The sequence below is a fragment of the Dactylosporangium sp. NPDC050588 genome (assembly GCF_040654975.1).
GTDB lineage: Bacteria > Actinomycetota > Actinomycetes > Mycobacteriales > Micromonosporaceae > Dactylosporangium > Dactylosporangium maewongense.
Map to the genome: position 1 here is coordinate 63,021 of NZ_JBFAJA010000068.1, position 16,909 is coordinate 79,929.

Sequence of the window (16,909 nt, forward strand, 5' to 3'; positions counted from 1 at the left end):
GCTCACGGTGACCGTCGATCGCCGGGCTTCTCACACCCGCGTCACCACCGTGCCGGTCACTTCACCAAAGCCAACCACGGCGCCACCCATACACCACCCGGTGGCGGAAATCGTGACCGTGTCGCCATCGAGCAGAAAGCTACGGGTCGCGCCGTCGTCGAGCCGGACCGGCTGTGCGCCGTTCCACGTACGTTCGATGAACGAGCCGGTCTGCTCGGGCGTGTCGCCGGAGATGGTGCCGGACGCGTACAGGTCGCCGGTGCGTGCCCAGGCGCCGTTGGCGGTGAGGTGGGCGAGCTGCTGCGCGGGCGTCCAGTAGATGCCGGCATACGGCGGCCGCGACACGAGCGTCCCGTTCCACCGGATCTCGCAGCGGATGTCATACGAGTAGCGCTCCGACTCCGTGAGGTAGGGCAGGACGGGCGGGTCCTGGACCACGGCGGCCACCTTCGCGGGCTCCAGCGCGTCCAGCGGCACGACCCACGGCGACACAGACGTGGCGAAGGACTTGCCCAGGAAGGGGCCGAGCGGCTGGTACTCCCACGCCTGGATGTCGCGGGCGGACCAGTCGTTGACCAGTACGGCGCCGAACACGTGCTCGCGGAAGTCGTCGACGGCGATCGCTCCCTTGGAGGGCACGGACGGCGTGCCGACGACGAACCCGAGCTCGGCCTCGACGTCCAGCCGCCGGGACGGGCCGTAGCTGGGGCGCTCCTCGTCCGGCGCCTTGCGCTGCCCGTGGGGGCGCGGGATGTCGGTGCCGGAGACGACGACGGTGCCGGCGCGGCCGTGGTACCCGATGGGCAGCGACTTCCAGTTGGGCAGCAGCGTCGGCGCGTCGGGGCGGAAGATCGCGCTGAGATTGTTGGCGTGCTGCTCGGAGGAGTAGAAGTCGACGTAGTCCGCGACCTCGAACGGCAGCGCGAGCGCGACGCCGTCCACCGGGTGCAGGTGCTGCTCGACGGTCCCGGTCACGCCGCCGGTGAAGAGGTCGGTGAGCTGGGCGCGGACCCGGGTCCAGGTGGGGCGGCCGGCGGCGAGGAAGCGGTTCAGGTTCGGCGCGCCGGTGAACGCGCCGCCGGCGTCGACCAGGCCGGCCTCCTCGGCGGCGGCGAGGTTGAGGACGAGGTCGCCGGCGCGGACGCCGACCCACCCGTCACGGGTGGCGCACAGGGGCAGGTTGTGCAGGCCGAAGGGGTCGTCGGCGGCGGGCTGGATCCACGGGGTCACGGGGGTCACGCATGCACCTCTCGGGGTAGGAGGCCCAGGTTGGTCAGGTCGGTGACGGGCTCGTCGACGCTGCAGCTGCCGAAGCCGACCCACAGCGGGCGCGGCCGGTCCAGCGCGCCGCGGACGGCCGTCGCGAGCGGGAGCCCGTCGGTGGCGGCGAGGATGCCGGCCAGGTCGGCGGGCTCGGCGCCGTCTTCGGCGGCCAGGCACGCGGCGAGCACGTTGAGGAAGCCGTGGTGGACCAGGCCCGTGTCGGGGTCGGTGTGCCGCACGGCGTGGTGCAGGCCCGCGGTCAGCTTGAACGGCAGCTCCCGGTCCCGGCACGCGCAGATCACGGCGGCGAGCTCGACCGGCGTCGGGAACAGCTCGGCGGCGAGCCCCCCGGTGCGGAACTTCGCGGCGGCCGGCAGCCCGTCGGCCCGCAGCCTCGCCAGGTGATCGAGGGCCTGCATCAGGCCCCAGGCGAGCGGCACCTCGAAGTACCAGGCCCACGGCTTGTCGCTGTGCTTCTGGGCCAGGGCGGCGAGCCGGTCGATGCCGGGTGCGGGGTCCTCGCCGCGCTTGGCGACGGGCGACTCGACCTGCCGGACGGTGAGGTTGCCGGGGACCGCGGCGAGGGCCTGGTCCACGGCGGCGGGCTCGCCGACGACGCCGATGTCGACGGTCGCGGCGATCTCGGGCAGGTCGGCGGCGGGGACCAGCAGCGGGCCGATCATCGGCGCCCACCGGCCGGCGCGGTGGCGGAGGTGGGCCGGGACGGCGTCGGGCAGCGGCATGCTCCCCGGCGGGAAGACGGCGGCGTCGTCGACCAGGGCGGCCAGCAGAGGCGGTACTGCGTTTGACACGGCTTCCGAATCTAATGGACGCTATACAGGGCGGACAACTTCGTCCGCTATCCGGACGGTTTCCACTTCTTCCGGGAGGCAGCGATGCCCTACTACCGTCGCGTGGGCGAGGTTCCACCGAAGCGACACACCCAGTTTCGCCAGCCGGACGGCTCGCTGTTCGCGGAAGAGCTGATGGGGCAGGAGGGTTTTTCGAGCGACTCGTCCCTGCTGTACCACACACATCGACCGACGGCTATTCTATCGGCCACCGTGGTGACGCCGTTCGCCACGACCCGCGCGCCCAACCTGCCGCTCAAGCCGCGCCATCTCCAGACGCACAAGCTCGGCGGCGGGCCCTCCGACGCGGTCCTGGGCCGGCAGCACCTGCTGGCCAACGACGACGTGCGGCTGTCCTACGCGGTCGCGACGGCGCCATCCCCGCTGTACCGCAACGCGATCGGCGACGAGTGCCTCTACGTCGAGTCCGGCTCGATGCTGGTCGAGTCGGTGTTCGGCGCGCTGCCGCTGAGCGAGGGCGACTACGCGATCATCCCGACGTCGGTGATCCACCGGCTCGTGCCGGTCTCCGGCGAGGTCCGGCTGCTGGTGATCGAGGCGTCCGGGCACATCGGGCCGCCCAAGCGGTACCTGTCCAGGCGCGGCCAGTTCCTGGAGCACTCGCCGTACTGCGAGCGCGACCTCCGCGCGCCCACCTCACCCTTGCTGGTGGAGGGCACCGAGGTGCCGGTCCTCGTGCAGCACCGGCGCGGGTGGACCGAGCACGTGTACGCGCAGCACCCGTTCGACGTCGCCGGCTGGGACGGCTGCCTGTACCCGTGGGCGTTCTCGATCCACGACTTCGAGCCGATCACCGGCCGGCTGCACCAGCCGCCGCCGGTGCACCAGACCTTCGAAGGCCCGAACTTCGTCATCTGCTCGTTCGTGCCGCGCAAGGTCGACTACCACCCGCTGTCCATCCCCGTGCCGTACAACCACCACAACGTGGACTCCGACGAGGTGCTCTTCTACACGGGCGGCAACTACGAGGCGCGCCGCGGGTCGGGCATCGTCCAGGGCTCGATCTCGCTGCACCCCAGCGGCTTCACCCACGGCCCGCAGCCGGGCGCGGTCGAGCGGTCGCTCGGCGTGGAGGCGTTCGACGAGCTGGCGGTCATGGTCGACACGTTCCGCCCGCTCGACCTGTGCGAGCCCGGCCTGTCCGTCGAGGACACCGGCTACGCCTGGACCTGGGCCCGCACCGACTAGCCACAGTCCCAGCGGACCGGCCTGTTGTCCGGGATCGACCAGCCGAACAGCTGCCGGCCGTCGTCCCGGACCGCCTCGGGCTGCGCCGTCTGGCCCTCGAACCGGTCGGGCACCGGCTGGAGGGTGCCGTTGACCCACACCGCCTGCCGGTGCTCGGGCGTGTCCGTTTCGCCGTAGACCCGCCCGTACATGTCGACGACGGCCCACCGGCGGCTCAGGCCGTTGATCACGTCCGCATGGCGGGTGCGGATGTTCCACCGCACCCCGGACCCGACCGCCCAGTCACCGGTCAGGCCGGTGACCTCGACCTTCCCGCCGATCTCCGGCGGCACCGGCAACGGCTCGCCGGTGCCGTCGGGGTGCCACAGATACGGTGTGACGACATCGCCCTTGACCAGCTCGCCGACGATCAGGCCGTCCCAGGCGATCCCGGTCGCCCGCGCGACATGACCGGCGGGAGCCTTGAGCATCCGGGGGCGGTCCGGCCGGCCGCCCGGCCACACCGCCGCCTCGTAACCCATGGGGTTTCCCAGGTCCACCGCGCCGAGGAGATCGCCGGCCTCGTTGATGTCGGTCAGCGCGAGGTGTGTCGCGCTCTTGGGGAGCGTGAGGGCCCTGAACCGGCCGTCGCGGTACACCCAGCCCCGCTCGACCTTCCCGTTGACCCCGGCGAAGTCACCCGCGCGGTTCACGTTCGTCACCTGGAACCTGCTCGGCACGTCCGGGATCCGCTCGACGGCACCGTCCACGTACCGCACCGCCTCGACCGGTCCCGTGCCCCGCGCCTCGAGGTGCACGACCACCCGCCAGGTGTCGTCCAGCACGAACCACGGATGCCACTTCGCCCACGGCGCGGTCTCCTTGCTGATCGTGCACTCGCCGAACGGCGGCGCGATCGTCGACGTCGGCAGCGGCACCGGCGTCCGATCCGCCGGCATGGCCTGGGGGCGGCTCCGCACGGCGCCGATCGCGACGGTCACCGCCAGCACGGCGACGGCGGCGACCGCGGCGTTGCGGATCCTGCGCCGGCGCCGGCCGGTCCGGATCGCCCGGTGCAGGTCGACCCTCGGCGGCCGCACGTCGGGGTCGCGCAGCGGGGCCAGCAGATCCTCGGTCATCGTGCACCTCCGGCCGGCGCGAGCACGCCCAGCTGCTTCCTGAGCTTCGCCAGCCCGTCCGACGTCTGGCTCTTCACGGTCCCCGCGGAGCAGCCGACCAGCTCCGCGACCTGCTCCACCGGCAGGTCGCACAGGAACCGCAGCACCAGCACCGCCTGCTGCTTCGGCGGCAGCTTCCGCAGCGCCGCCCGGACCACCAGCTGTTCGTCGGCCGGCTGCCCCGTGACAGCCGGCCGGTCGGGCGGCGTCTCGGTCAGCACGACCCGGGACCAGGGGCGGCGGCGCTCGCTCAGGAACGCGTTGACCACGCTCCGCCGCACATACGCGTCGAGGTTGCCGACCTGCCGCACCTGCCGCCACCGCGCGTACAGCGTCGTGACCGCCGCCTGCACGATGTCGTCGGCACGGTCGGCGTCGCCGCAGAGCATCACCGCCAGCCGGTGCAGCTGCGGCAGCCGCGGCTGGAAGTACTCCACGTACTCCCGCTCCAGTTCGTCGCGCACATCGCCTCCCGCCGCATTGACGCGCGGCGGGCCGGCGGCGGTTGGGTGCGAGTTTTCGCCAGCGCTCGACTTTTCGCCAGTGCTCGACTTTCGCTGGTGCTCGACTTTTCGCTAGTGCTCGACGACCTTGGTGGCGGTCACCCGGCAGACCACCCTCGTCACGCCCGGGACCTTCTCGATCCAGGGTTTGCCGTCGTACGAGCGGCTCAGCTCGTCGATCAGCTCCGGCCCGCCCTCCTCGGTGATGGCGACGGTGCCGCGGAGCTCGACGTGGCGGTACGGGTTGGCGGGGTCGTACACGCAGATCGACACCCGGGGGTCGCGCTCCATGTTGCGGGTCTTGCGGCGGCCGCGGATCGTCGAGAAGACGACATCGCCGCCGTCGTGCTTGGCCCAGATCACGCTGGACTGCGGGGCGCCGTCCGGGTTGATCGTGCTGAGCACCAGGAACGCCCGGCGGTCGAGCAGCTCGCGCAGCATCTCGTTCACGTGTGTCTCTACTCCTTCGGTACGGGATAGATCAGCGCCACGGCGGTGGCGGCGAGACCCTCACCGCGGCCCGTGAAGCCGAGCCCGTCGGTGGTCGTGCCCGACAACCGGACGATCGCCCCGATGGCGGCCTTCAGTGTGTCCTCCGCCTCGGCGCGGCGCTTGCCGACCTTCGGCGCGACGCCGATGACCTGCACGGACACGTTGCCGATCTCATAGCCCGCCGCCCGGACCAGCCGCGCGGCCTCGGCCAGCAGCGTCACGCCCTTCGCGCCGGACCACTCCGGCCGTCCCGTGCCGAAGATCGCCCCGACGTCACCCAGGCCCGCCGCGGACAGCAGCGCGTCGCAGATCGCGTGGGCGGCGACGTCGCCGTCGGAGTGCCCGGCGAGGCCGTCGACCCCGTCCCACTTGAGCCCCGCGACCCAGCACTCGCGCCCCTTCTCGAACGCGTGCACATCCGTCCCGTTGCCGATCAACATCATTTCCGGATCACTTTGGGAGGGTACGACGACCGGTGCACAATCGTGAACTTCCGGTTGCTGGCTCGTCATCAGGCTCGGCATCGTGGCGTTCCGGGCCTAGGCTAGGTCGGGTGCGCAGCGACCAGACGACCCCGAAAGCCCCACAGCAGTGGTGGCGCACCGGAGCCGCCTTGCGCTTCGGGCTGCTCGCCCTGCTGGTCGCGACGTTGTCCGTGGTGATGCTGATCATCCACCCAGACAAATCGTCGCTGACCCATGCCGTGGGCCCTGACCATCCGTTCGCCCCGGCGATCGCCGTCTTCGGCACCGCCCTGCTGACCACCGCCCTGGTCCCCCGGACCCTCCTCGCCGGCGTCGGCGGCGTCCTTTTCGGCTTCGCCGGCGGCGTCCTGTACATCCTGGCGGGGGTGACCCTCGGCGCGCTGATCGCCCACACGATCGGCCGCTTCCTGGGCCGCGAGTTCATGACCCGCCACCTGAGCGGCCGCTTCCTCGCCGTCGAGCAGGCCGTCGCCAACCGCGGCATCGTCGCCGTGATCATCTCCCGCATGATCCCGTTCGTGCCGTTCTGCGTGGCCAACTACGTCTTCGGCACCACCCGCGTCCGCCGGTCCGCGTTCATCACCGGCACCACCCTCGGCGCCCTGCCCGCCACCATCGCCTACGCCGCCCTCGGCTCAGCCACCGCCCGCGGCGACCACCTGGGCATGTCCATCGCCGGCGTGGCGATCGCGACCCTGGGCATCGGCGGCTCGATCGCCTCCTACCTGGTCTGGCGCCGCCGCCCCCGCAAGCAGGTCACCCCTGTCTTGGCCGCCCCTGTCTTGGCCGCCCCGGTCTCGGCCGCTCCGGTCTCGGCCGCTCCGGTCTCCCCGGCCGCCGCCTGACCACCCTTTCCCGTCTTCCACCGGCCCCGCGGCGCTCATCGCCCGGGGCCGGTTTCGTTGTGTACGCCTCTTCGCCCGTGCACGCCGCCCCTCACCTCCAGGCGCACGCCTCCCCAACACCGGTCTCCGGCCGCCGACCTGGAGACGCGGATCTCCGGACACCGCACGCATGCATCCCCAGCACCGGTCTCCCAGACGCTGACCTGTGAGACGCGGCTCTCCGGGCGCGGTTTGGGCACGGGTTTCCGGCCGCAGGTCTCTGGACACCAGCCTCAGACGCCGACCTTCACACGCGGGCATTCGGACCGTCGGCTCCAGACGCGGGTCTCCAGACGCCCGCCTCCGGACATCAACCCCAACCAGGCCTACAGAGGCGCCCCTCCTGGCTTCGGCCGTCGCCGGGCTCGGTCCCCAGACGCCAACTTCCGCACACGGGTGACCGGACGGGGCGGCGAGCCGACGAGGGGAACGAGCATGCCAACCTCCTCACGCGGGTGGACGGACGCCGACCCTGGAGCCCCGCCCCTCAGACGGACATCAGCGGCGAGCCTCCCGGCACCGATCTCCAAGCGCCGACCACCGCCGAGCGGAGGATCAGCCGCGATCACCCCCAGACGCCCGGCCCCCAGCCGCCGACCTCCAGCCGCGGGGAGGGTCGGCCGCGGCGCCCCTCCTGGCTTCGGCCGTCGCCGGGCTCGGTCCCCAGACGCCAACTCCCGCACACGGGTGACCGGACGGGGCGGCGAGCCGACGAGGGGAACGAGCATGCCAACCTCCTCACGCGGGTGGACGGACGCCGACCCTGGAGCCCCGCCCCTCAGACGGACATCAGCGGCGAGCCTCCCGGCACCGATCTCCAAGCGCCGACCACCGCCGAGCGGAGGATCAGCCGCGATCACCCCCAGCCGCCGGCCCCCAGCCGCCGGCCCCCAGCCGCCGGCCCCCAGCCGCCGGCCCCCAGCCGCCGACCTCCAGGCGCGCGGAGGGTCGGCCGCGCGCACCTCCAGCCGCCAGCCTCCAGCCGCCGACCTCCAGGCGCGCGGAGGGTCGGCCGCGCACCTCGAGGCGCCGGCCTCCAGGTGCGGACGTTCGCGCGGAGATTCGGGCACCGGTGTCCGAATCGGCGGATTCCGTCAAACCCCGGCCGAGCGCCGCACCCGCCCCGAGCGCCGATTGAGAACGCCAGACGCCGGCATGACCCACTGCCGGGCCGGCGAGTCCGACCGCGACCGGAGCGTGGGCCTCGTCCCGAGTCGACCCGGACCGCCCTCCGATCGTGGGGTGCCGGCACCCAGGCACGTGCCTCAGGTCACGTCAGACCTGGGCCGCTCCAGGTGCCCGACGACCTGCGCCCGGTCGCCTCGGAGGTAACCGCCGCGTGGCTGGATGATCGATCCCCGTCATGCCATCGACACTATCGCCCGGGTACGACAAAAAGGCGTGGCGGCGGGCGAAGGTCTCGATCGTGGTCAGGTCGCTGGGCCGCAGGCCGCGGCGGGGGTGCGGGCGGATCAGCAGGGCGCGACCGCCGGCGGTCAGGGTGGTCGCCGGGACGGCGGTGTCGTCGGTCCACACCAGGCGGCGGCCGGCGGCGAGGACGCTGCGGGCGGCGGCGAACTTCAGGGCGTCGGTCGACAAGGACTCGGCGAGCGCCGCGGGGCTCAGGGCCCGGCCGAGCGGCGGCAGCCCGAACAGCCGCTCCAGCTCGGCGGCGTCCGGGCACCAGGTGGAGCACCAGCGGAGCTCGACCAGGCCGGCGTCGTACAGGCGGCGCATCCGGGTGATCAGCGCGGGCGCCCACCGGATCGGCCAGTCGACGCCGTCGGCGCGGGCGACGCCGCGGCGCAGGTCGGGGCCCCAGAGCGGGCGACGGGTGTTGATGACGCCGTCGACGTCCACGAGCCAGACTGGCGGGCGGTGCACGGTGTCAGAACAGCAGCTCGGCGATGGCCAGGTCGAACGGCCGGGTGATCTTCATGGCCGCCTCGGAGCCCGGGACCGTGTGGACGGGCACGCCGATCTTCTCCGCCATGCCGGCGTCGTCGGTGTGCTCGTCGACGGCGGCGGCATGGGCGCTGGTCAGCACGTCGCGCCGGAAACCCTGCGGGGTCTGCACGGCACGGAGGACCGAGCGGTCGACGGTACCGACGACAATGCCGGAATTGTCGACCTCTTTGATGGTGTCGACCACAGGAAGAACGGGTATGACGGCGCCGTGCCCCCCTCGCACCGCGTCCGCGACCGTCTCCACCAGCTCCGGTGGGGTCAGTGCACGCGCCGCGTCGTGGACGAGCACGATGCCGAACTCCGCGGGGACCGCGGCCAGCGCGGCGGCGACCGACGCCTGCCGGCTCGCCCCACCCGCGACCACGAGCAGCAGCGGAGACTCACTGGAAGCTTCCAGCTTCGGCTCAGCCGCACCACAGGTCTCACTGGCGACAATTGGCGCAGTGGTCACAGGACTGGCGACCAGTGGACCGAGCAGGGCGGTGACGTCGTCGACGGCGTCGGAAGGAGCGGCCACGACGATGCAGCCGACGCTCGGGGCAGCTGCCACCCGGCGAACGGCGTGCACAAGCAGCGGCTCCCCTCGCAGGAGCCGCAGTGCCTTCGGGGCGCCGGGGCCGAGTCGGACCCCCATGCCCGCAGCAGGCACGAGGACCGCGACGTCACCACGCACGCTTGGGTGCGCCGTCACGTCGCGGTCCTCGGTCTCAGTGATAGCCGGGCTGAGATGTCAGGCCTCGGTCAGCACCTTGTCCAGCAGCGTCTCGGCCTCATCCTTGGTGCTCTTCTCAGCGAGCGCCACCTCACCGACCAGGATGTCCCGCGCCTTGGCCAGCATGCGCTTCTCGCCGGCCGACAAACCACGCTCCCGGTCACGGCGCCACAGGTCACGAACGACCTCTGCGACCTTGAGCGGATTGCCGGAGGCCAACTTCTCCAGATTCGCCTTGTAACGCCGCGACCAGTTGGTCGGCTCCTCGGTGTGCGGAGCGCGGAGGACGTCGAAGACCTTGGTCAGGCCTTCCTCGCCAACCACCTCGCGCACGCCGACGATCTCGGCGTTTTCGGCGGGCACCCGCACCGTCAGGTCACCCTGAGCGACCCTGAGGACGAGATACTGCTTCTCCTCGCCCCTGACGACCCGAGTCTCGATTGCCTCGATGAGTGCGGCCCCGTGGTGGGGGTAGACAACGGTCTCGCCGACACTGAAAACCATAGGTTCGAAACCCCTTTCGCTGTGTCTAGGGTAACACGGTCACGCGCTGTCGTCCCACCCCAGAGAGCAGCATTCGCGCAGGTCAGAACACATGTGAGTCCCCTTTCTCCCGCTTGACATGAATCGTGGAACCTGCTGCGTAACGGATCAACAACCCTGGGCACACGCAAATGCGCAGCCTGTGGGACATTTCCGATTGATTGCCGCGAGTACGTACAGATGCGTCGGCACACCGTTCCGACACCACTCTCCGTGATGCCACCAGCGGCGGAGCGTGGGAAACTCTTCATCCATCTCGATGGGTGGCTCCTCTGGCGCCGACGCGTCAGGTGAGGGAAAGTTGAGGCAGGTGCGAGGAGAACAGCGATGGGCACGCTGCGGGGCGACAACGGCGGTGGTGAGCGACCACAAGATGGTGGTGGCCTCCCCGACCTGCCCCCTGAGTGGGGCACGATCATCATTCCCGACGATGCGGGCGCACTCGACGATGAAGGATCATCGATCCGTCGACAATTCCGCCGCGCCGCAATCCGTCGCCGCTGGCGGCGCCGGCTGCATCTGAAGCCCGAGCCGGTCCAGCGGGCGGGAGACGATTCCCCGGGGCTCGCGGTGCCGCTGCTGATCATGTCGATCGCCGTCATCGCGACGTTGGTGAGTCTGTTCGCCGTCGCGTGGCCGCGGCGCAATCCCAACGGCACGCCGCAGGTGACGCCGCCGTCACCACCCGCCGTGGTGAAGCTGACCGGGCACAGCCTGTTCGACGCCGACGGCGCCGCGGTGCCGCTGCGTGACCTCACTCCGGCCGTTGTACTGCTGGTCGAGGGCTGCACCTGCGCGGACCTCATCACCGGCACGGTCGACGCGGTCGCGGCGAGCAAGGCACCGTCGGCCACGGTCGTCGTCGTCGCGGCCCGGGTCCCGACGCTGCCGCCGGGCCTGAACGAGAAGGTGAAGGTCCGGGCGCTCGCCGACCCCAACAGCTCCGTGCGGGCCGCGGTGCCGTTCCTCGCCCCGAGCCGCACCACGGCCGCCCTGCTGGTGGCCGCCGACGGCACCATGATCAGGGCGGTCAGCTCCGTGACGGCGGCGTCGGCCTTCGACTCGGAGCTGGGCAACCTGGCAGCCGCGGCCCCGGCCCCAACCGCCTGATCAAGGCCTGATCAGAGCCTGATCAGGTCAGAGGCCGCGCAGGAGCGTCCCGTACAGCGTCAGCCCGGGGCCGAACGCGAGCGCGACGGTGTTCCTCGGCGGGCCGGAAGGGCGACGGCGCAGGGCGTCGATGATGAGCAGGACCGTCGGGGACGAGCAGTTGCCGTGTTCGGCGAGGGTGTCGCGGGACTCGGCCAGCGCGGACTCCGGCAGCGCGAGCTGGTCACGCACCACGTCCAGGATGCGCGGGCCGCCCGGGTGCACCGCCCAGCCGTCCACGTCGGCGAGGGTCAGGCCGTGCCGGGCGAGGAGGTCACCGACCAGGTCGGCGACGTAGATGGCCAGGACGTCGGGCACCTTCGGCGACAGCCCCATCCGGAAGCCGAGGTCGGTGACGTCCCAGGTCATGTGGTCCGCCGTGGCCGTGTCGGTCACGGCGGCGATCTCGGCGACCTCCTGTCCGGCCCGCGGCACCAGTACCACCGCCGCCGCCGCATCCGAGAAGAGGGCGTGCGCCACGATCTGCTGGGGATCCTCGCTGGGCGGCTGGACGTGCAGGCTGGTCAGCTCGAGGCAGAGCAGCACGGCCGGACGGCCGCGGGCGGACACGAAGTCGGTCGCGGCGCCGAGCCCGGGCAGCGCGGCGTAGCAGCCCATGTGCCCGATGAAGAGGCGCTGGGTCGACGGCGCCATGCCGAGGTCGCGGGCGAGGAGGATGTCGAGGCCGGGGGTGGCGTACCCGGTGCAGGAGCACACCACGAACAGCCCGACCTCGTCCGGCCGCAGGCCAGCGGCGTCGAGCGCGCTCGTGACCGCGTCCTTGCCCAGCGGCAGCGCCTCGGTCAGGTAGCGGCCCATGCGTTTGGCGGTCGACCAGCTTGACGCGTCCTCGATCAGCGGGTTGACCGCGCCGTGCCGGCTGACCACGCCGGAGTTGGTGAAGATCCGCTTCGCCAACCCCTTGCGGGGGCCGCTGTAGTGCCGCTCGAAGAAGCCCGTCCACACCTCGTCCTGGCGCATCGGGCCGGGGAATGTCACACCCATGCCTGCGATCGCGGCACCTGTCACTGGGTCCCCTTTCTGCCGCGCCCCTGATAGAGGATCGCGGTGGTGAACGTCGGCACGATCGGCACAGCGTTGCGGCGGGTGACGAGCCACCGGGTGAGCGCGGGCAGCGTCGGCCGGACGCCCCGCACCGCGAGCGGCACGCCGTGGCGCGCGCACTCGATTCGCAGCTTCCTCGGGGAGACGAACAGGGCCGGGTCGTGGATACCCCGCACCGCCGGAATGATCGCCTCGGCCATCCGCACCGCGACCAGCCGCGACACGGCGGTGTCGGCGAGCGTGTCGAGCACCAGCCAGCCCCCGGGCCGCAGCACGCGGCACGCCTCGGCGACCACCGCCGGCCAGTCCGGGACATGCTCCAGCAGTTCACCCGCGCTCACCACGTCGGCGGTGCCGTCGGGGAACGGCAGCCGCCGCGCGTCCGCCAGCACGGGCAGGACGCCGTGGGCCGCGGCCTGCTCCAGCCCGGACACGACCAGGTCGACGCCGACGTGCCGGTAACCCTTGCCGGCGATGTGCGGGGCGAGCAGCCCGCCGCCGCACCCGAGGTCGATGAGCACGGCGCCGTCGCGCTCCGCCGGCGGGATGAGCCGGGCGCGGGCGCGGGCCAGCCAGTACAGCATCGACAGCGGCGAACCGGGACGCCACCACTCACCGGCCAGGTCGTCATACTGACCAGGGTCATTACGCGCCCGGCGCGTCGATCGCATGGATCGAGACTGACACGGAACCCCTCCGACAGCCACACTTGCCGAGTGTCGGTTGCTCGCGCGATTCTGCGCTCCAGCCACCCGGAGCCGGCGGTGGCGGTCACGGCCGTCGCCGCGCTGCTGTCGTTCGGACTCGGAAGACCCTGGCCGGGTGTGATTGCGGCGGCTGCTGCGGTACTGGCGAGCCAGCTCTCCATCGGGTGGGTCAACGACGCCCTGGACGCCCCGCGGGACGCCGCGGTGGGCCGCACGGACAAGCCGGTCGCCGCCGGGGTGGTGTCCCGCCGGTTGATCCTCTCGCTCGGCGTCGCGGCGGGCCTGCTCGTGCTGCCGCTGGGCCTCCTGTCCGGCGTCACCCCCGGGCTCGTCGCCCTGGTCGCGCTGGTCTCCGCGCTGCTCTACGACTGGCCGTTGAAGGCGACGCCCGTGTCGGTGCTGCCGTACGCGGTGTCGTTCGGCTGCCTGCCGGCGTTCGTCGTGCTGGGTGCGGGGCTGCACCCGCCGGTGTGGCTGCTGCTCGCCGGCGCCCTGCTCGGGGCCGGCGCGCACTTCGTCAACACGCTGCCCGACCTCGACGACGACATCCGCACCGGCGTCCGGGGCCTGCCGCACCTGCTCGGCCGGCGCGGCTCGCTCGCCGCCGCGGCCGTGCTGCTGCTGCTCGCCACCGGGGCCCTGGCGTTCGGGCCGCCGGGGCCGCCTCCGCTGCTGTTCTGGCCGACCCTCGGGGTCGCTCTGACCGCGCTGTCTTTCGGCGTGTACGCCATGCGCCGCGACCCCACCTCCCGCGTCCCCTTCCTGTCGGTCATCGCCGTGGCGTTGATCGATGTGATATTCCTGCTGGTCAGCGGCTTGAACCTGGAGTGACCGGTGCAGTGTCAGGGTGCGCGTAATCGGCCGATCAACGGCATCTAGGCTGTAGTCGGCCGCCCGATCCAGATGGAGGACCCAAGGTGACGCGTACGATTCCGGCTGCCCGCCGCCGCACGGTACTGGGCGCCGCGCTGCTGGCTTCCGCCGCGCTCGGCGTCGGTCTGCTCTCGGGCTGCAGCGCCGGTCAGATCACGCAGACCGACACCCAGGTCGCCGCGGTGCCCGGCGTCAGCGCCAACAGCACCGACGGCCTGATCGCGCTGCGCGACGGCGCTGTGGCGTACTCGAACGAGTACAAGCCCGGCAGCGTCGTGCCGATCGAGGTGCGGCTGTTCAACAACGCGAAGCAGTCCGTGAAGCTGACCGGCGTGACCTCCGCCTCGGGCACCGTGGTCCTGGTCGGCGGGGCCATGCCTGCCGCTGCCGCTGCCGCGCCCGCGCCCACTTCTGCCGCGCCTTCGCCTTCTTCGGCCTCGCCGTCCGCGCCGCGTTCCGGGTCCGGGTCTCCGTCCGCGCCTGCGTCTGCGTCTAAGTCGCCCTCCGCGGTCGCCGCGCCCGCCCCGGTCGGCTCGGCGAAGATGGCCGTCGAGATCCCGGTCGGCGGGTTCGTCGCGCTGAGCCAGAGCACCAAGACCTACCTCGCGGTCGAGAAGCTCTCCGGCGAGGTGCTGATGGCCGGCGGTGCGCTGGCGGACGTCAAGTTCACCTTCACGTACGCCGACGGCACCACCACCGAGCTCACCCTCGACGAGCTGCCGATGACGGTGCCGCTGAGCCCGCTGCCGAAACCGACCTCGGTCGTGGGCCACGAGGGCGAATAGATTTTCTGTCGTACCCCTCGGCTAGTTTTCGGGTGTGACGAAGACGAGGGGCGCTGCCTACCAGTGCGACGTGTGCGGCCACCGGCCGGCCAAGTGGATGGGGCGGTGCCCCGAGTGCGGTGAGTGGGGCTCGATCATCGAGTCCTCCCCGCTGGCCGCGCTCGGCCCCACCGCTCTGCGCTCCGTCCAGAGCCGCGCCCCGCTGGAGCCCGCCCGCCCCATCGCCGAGATCAGCGCCAAGCCGGCCCAGGCCCGCCCGACCGGCGTGGCCGAGTTCGACCGGGTGCTCGGCGGCGGCATCGTCCCCGGCGCCGTCGTCCTGCTCGCCGGCGAGCCCGGGGTCGGCAAGTCCACCCTCCTGCTCGACGTCGCCCAGCAGTGGGCCAAGCACAGCGACACCCCGTCCCTCGTCGTCAGCGGCGAGGAGTCGGTGAGTCAGGTCCGCCTGCGCGCCGAGCGCATCGGCGCCCTCCATGAGCGGCTCTACCTGGCCGCCGAGAGCGACCTGGGCGCCGTCTTCGGCCACCTCGACGCCGTCAAGCCCGGGCTGCTCATCCTCGACTCGGTGCAGACCATCTCCGCCCCCGGCACCGACGGCGTCGCGGGCGGCGTCACCCAGGTCCGCGCCGTCACCGCCGCCCTCGTCGCCATCGCCAAGGAGCGCGGCCTCGCCACCGTCCTCGTCGGCCACGTCACCAAGGACGGCAATGTCGCCGGCCCCCGCGTCCTGGAGCACCTCGTCGACGTCGTGCTCAACTTCGAGGGCGACAAGCACTCCTCGCTGCGCATGGTCCGCGGCCTGAAGAACCGCTTCGGCGCCGCCGACGAGGTCGGCTGCTTCGAGATGCACGAGGGCGGCATCACCAGCCTGCCCGACCCGAGCGGCCTGTTCCTCACCCGCTATGCCGACGCCGTCTCCGGCACCTGCGTCTCCGTCGCCATGGAGGGCCGCCGCGCCCTCGTCACCGAGGTGCAGACCCTGATCGGCGCCCAGACCCCAGGCTCCCCCCGCCGCACGGTCAGCGGCCTCGACTCCGCCCGCCTAGCCATGATCATCGCCGTCCTCCAGCAGCGCGCCAAGATCCAGCTCCACGACCGCGAGGTCTATGCCGCCACGGTCGGCGGCCTCCGCGTCACCGAGCCCGCCGTCGACCTGGCCCTGGCCCTCGCCGCCGCCTCCGCCGCCCACGACCTCCCCATGCCCCCCGACCTGGTCGTCGTCGGCGAGGTGGGTCTGACCGGCGAGGTCCGCCGCGTCGGCGCCGTCCCCCGCCGCCTCGCCGAGGCCGCCCGCCTGGGCTTCCGCTTCGCCCTCGTCCCACCCGGCTGCGGCCCCGCCGCCACCGGCGTCACCCCACCCGGCATGCGGGTCCTGGAGGTCAGCGACGTGCGCACCGCCCTGCACTACGCCGTGAAGGCCTCCAGCGAAGCCGACCCCCGCTGACCCACCTCACCAACCCCATCCCGGCTCGACCCGCACCCACACAACCGCCCCCCTTCGCCCGCCACCGCAGCCACTCACTCAGCCAGCCCCCGTCCAGCACCGCCCCCTAACCCGCACCGCACCAACCCAGCCGCACCAGCCCAGCCGCACCAGCCCAGCCGCACCGCAGCCAGCCGCACCAATCCAGCCGCACCGCAGCCAGCCGGTCGACGGCCTGTACGGCAGCAGGCCCATCCGCCCCACTAGGTGGCCTGCCCGGAACAGCACCAGCCGCCTAACCACAACCAATCGACCGACTCCACACCAACTCGCCCGGCACCACAGCCAGCCGACCACTTCTACGGCAGGCCCACCCACCCGCACTGGCTGACCCGCACCGCACCAACCCAGCCGCGCCGCAGCCAGCACTGCAGCCGGTCGTCCACTTCTACGGTTGCACCGGGTCCTGGCACCGGCCGGGGTGCTGCCGCAGGCCGCCGACCGTCTCGACCCGGACCCGGTCATCGGCAGACCCGCCCACGCCCACCGGCCAGACCGCCCAGCACCGCACCAGCTGCCCGGCACTGCATCAACTGCTGACACCGCAACCACTCGACCCAGTCCACAGCAGCCCACCCGACCCCTTAGCCGGCCACCCCACCAATCCAGCCCCGAACCGGCCCGCAGCCACTCGACCAGCCCTCGCCCCGCACCGCAGCCAGTCAACCCGCACCGCTCCAGCCCGTGTCGCCGATTTTTGAAAATTGACCCCGTTTGGGTTCGGGAATTTTGACCCCTCCCGTGGTTGGTCAGTTGTGGTTGGTGCGGTCTTTGTTGAGG

17 protein-coding genes are annotated in these 16,909 nt (G+C 72.1%); 6 read left to right on the forward strand and 11 right to left on the reverse strand.

Annotated features, from left to right (window positions below; translation table 11 throughout):
- Positions 1–30: 30 nt before the first annotated feature.
- Positions 31–1,230 (reverse strand): fumarylacetoacetase, encoded by a 1,200-nt coding sequence (gene fahA / locus AB0I21_RS38835; protein WP_360568704.1) that lies wholly within the window; start codon positions 1,228–1,230, stop codon positions 31–33.
- 5 nt (positions 1,231–1,235) lie between these two features.
- Entirely contained in the window at positions 1,236–2,075 is an 840-nt protein-coding gene (locus tag AB0I21_RS38840) for a hypothetical protein (protein ID WP_360568691.1), read from the reverse strand.
- A gap of 84 nt (positions 2,076–2,159) precedes the next feature.
- Here AB0I21_RS38840 and AB0I21_RS38845 point away from each other — a divergent pair, with 84 nt between their 5' ends.
- Positions 2,160–3,323, forward strand: a complete 1,164-nt coding sequence (locus AB0I21_RS38845; RefSeq protein WP_360568692.1) for a homogentisate 1,2-dioxygenase — start codon at positions 2,160–2,162, stop codon at positions 3,321–3,323.
- Here AB0I21_RS38845 and AB0I21_RS38850 read toward each other — a convergent pair.
- The 4 genes from AB0I21_RS38850 to ispF form a co-directional block, all read right to left on the reverse strand.
- Positions 3,320–4,441, reverse strand: a complete 1,122-nt coding sequence (locus tag AB0I21_RS38850) for a hypothetical protein (RefSeq protein WP_360568693.1) — start codon at positions 4,439–4,441, stop codon at positions 3,320–3,322. The two genes, AB0I21_RS38845 and AB0I21_RS38850, sit on opposite strands and share 4 nt — an antisense overlap.
- Positions 4,438–4,944: a SigE family RNA polymerase sigma factor gene (locus AB0I21_RS38855; protein ID WP_360568694.1), complete on the reverse strand. Its 507-nt coding sequence runs from the start codon at positions 4,942–4,944 to the stop codon at positions 4,438–4,440. Before AB0I21_RS38855 ends, AB0I21_RS38850 begins: the two co-directional genes overlap by 4 nt.
- Positions 4,945–5,055: 111 nt before the next feature.
- The gene (locus AB0I21_RS38860) at positions 5,056–5,424 is read right to left on the reverse strand and encodes a PPOX class F420-dependent oxidoreductase (protein ID WP_354889701.1); all 369 of its coding nucleotides are present in this window, start codon (positions 5,422–5,424) and stop codon (positions 5,056–5,058) included.
- A 17-nt stretch (positions 5,425–5,441) separates the two neighbouring features.
- Positions 5,442–5,918 (reverse strand): 2-C-methyl-D-erythritol 2,4-cyclodiphosphate synthase, encoded by a 477-nt coding sequence (ispF, locus tag AB0I21_RS38865; protein ID WP_344509154.1) that lies wholly within the window; start codon positions 5,916–5,918, stop codon positions 5,442–5,444.
- 110 nt (positions 5,919–6,028) lie between these two features.
- Between ispF and AB0I21_RS38870 the strand changes: the two genes are divergently transcribed.
- Entirely contained in the window at positions 6,029–6,805 is a 777-nt protein-coding gene (locus AB0I21_RS38870; protein WP_360568695.1) for a VTT domain-containing protein, read from the forward strand.
- Positions 6,806–8,119: 1,314 nt separating this feature from the next.
- Here AB0I21_RS38870 and AB0I21_RS38875 read toward each other — a convergent pair.
- From AB0I21_RS38875 to AB0I21_RS38885, 3 genes are read right to left on the reverse strand one after another with little or no spacing between them, the layout of a single operon-like run.
- Positions 8,120–8,728 (reverse strand): hypothetical protein, encoded by a 609-nt coding sequence (locus AB0I21_RS38875; protein WP_360568696.1) that lies wholly within the window; start codon positions 8,726–8,728, stop codon positions 8,120–8,122.
- Between the two features lie 4 nt (positions 8,729–8,732).
- Complete coding sequence (locus AB0I21_RS38880) at positions 8,733–9,503, reverse strand: 2-C-methyl-D-erythritol 4-phosphate cytidylyltransferase (protein ID WP_360568697.1); 771 nt, start codon at positions 9,501–9,503, stop codon at positions 8,733–8,735.
- A 39-nt stretch (positions 9,504–9,542) separates the two neighbouring features.
- A complete protein-coding gene (locus AB0I21_RS38885) occupies positions 9,543–10,028 on the reverse strand; it encodes a CarD family transcriptional regulator (RefSeq protein ID WP_033363204.1) in 486 nt (161 codons plus the stop codon).
- A 366-nt stretch (positions 10,029–10,394) separates the two neighbouring features.
- On the opposite strand from AB0I21_RS38885, the gene AB0I21_RS38890 reads away from it, so the two are divergent.
- Entirely contained in the window at positions 10,395–11,177 is a 783-nt protein-coding gene (locus AB0I21_RS38890) for a hypothetical protein (RefSeq protein ID WP_360568698.1), read from the forward strand.
- Between the two features lie 27 nt (positions 11,178–11,204).
- Here the strand turns inward: AB0I21_RS38890 and AB0I21_RS38895 are convergent, their stop codons facing one another.
- Together AB0I21_RS38895 and AB0I21_RS38900 are read right to left on the reverse strand one after the other, a co-directional pair.
- Positions 11,205–12,221, reverse strand: a complete 1,017-nt coding sequence (locus AB0I21_RS38895) for a type III polyketide synthase (RefSeq protein ID WP_360568699.1) — start codon at positions 12,219–12,221, stop codon at positions 11,205–11,207.
- A 20-nt stretch (positions 12,222–12,241) separates the two neighbouring features.
- Positions 12,242–12,952: a methyltransferase domain-containing protein gene (locus AB0I21_RS38900; RefSeq protein ID WP_360568700.1), complete on the reverse strand. Its 711-nt coding sequence runs from the start codon at positions 12,950–12,952 to the stop codon at positions 12,242–12,244.
- Positions 12,953–12,997: 45 nt separating this feature from the next.
- Between AB0I21_RS38900 and AB0I21_RS38905 the strand changes: the two genes are divergently transcribed.
- The 3 genes from AB0I21_RS38905 (at position 12,998) to radA (ending at position 16,090) form a co-directional block, all read left to right on the forward strand.
- The gene (locus AB0I21_RS38905) at positions 12,998–13,819 is read left to right on the forward strand and encodes a UbiA family prenyltransferase (protein WP_360568701.1); all 822 of its coding nucleotides are present in this window, start codon (positions 12,998–13,000) and stop codon (positions 13,817–13,819) included.
- Positions 13,820–13,905: 86 nt separating this feature from the next.
- Positions 13,906–14,646 (forward strand): hypothetical protein, encoded by a 741-nt coding sequence (locus AB0I21_RS38910; RefSeq protein ID WP_360568702.1) that lies wholly within the window; start codon positions 13,906–13,908, stop codon positions 14,644–14,646.
- Positions 14,647–14,680: 34 nt separating this feature from the next.
- On the forward strand, positions 14,681–16,090 hold the full coding sequence (radA, locus tag AB0I21_RS38915; RefSeq protein ID WP_360568703.1) for a DNA repair protein RadA: 1,410 nt from the start codon (positions 14,681–14,683) through the stop codon (positions 16,088–16,090).
- The last annotated feature ends 819 nt before the right edge of the window (positions 16,091–16,909 follow it).

Coding starts and splice junctions, on each gene's coding strand:
- AB0I21_RS38900 (WP_360568700.1), bottom strand. CDS start 12,952: ATGCGATCGACGCGCCGGGCGCGTAATGACCCTGGTCAGTATGACGAC.
- AB0I21_RS38895 (WP_360568699.1), bottom strand. CDS start 12,221: ATGGGTGTGACATTCCCCGGCCCGATGCGCCAGGACGAGGTGTGGACG.
- AB0I21_RS38890 (WP_360568698.1), top strand. CDS start 10,395: ATGGGCACGCTGCGGGGCGACAACGGCGGTGGTGAGCGACCACAAGAT.
- AB0I21_RS38885 (WP_033363204.1), bottom strand. CDS start 10,028: ATGGTTTTCAGTGTCGGCGAGACCGTTGTCTACCCCCACCACGGGGCC.
- AB0I21_RS38845 (WP_360568692.1), top strand. CDS start 2,160: ATGCCCTACTACCGTCGCGTGGGCGAGGTTCCACCGAAGCGACACACC.
- AB0I21_RS38860 (WP_354889701.1), bottom strand. CDS start 5,424: ATGCTGCGCGAGCTGCTCGACCGCCGGGCGTTCCTGGTGCTCAGCACG.
- AB0I21_RS38850 (WP_360568693.1), bottom strand. CDS start 4,441: ATGACCGAGGATCTGCTGGCCCCGCTGCGCGACCCCGACGTGCGGCCG.
- ispF (WP_344509154.1), bottom strand. CDS start 5,918: ATGATGTTGATCGGCAACGGGACGGATGTGCACGCGTTCGAGAAGGGG.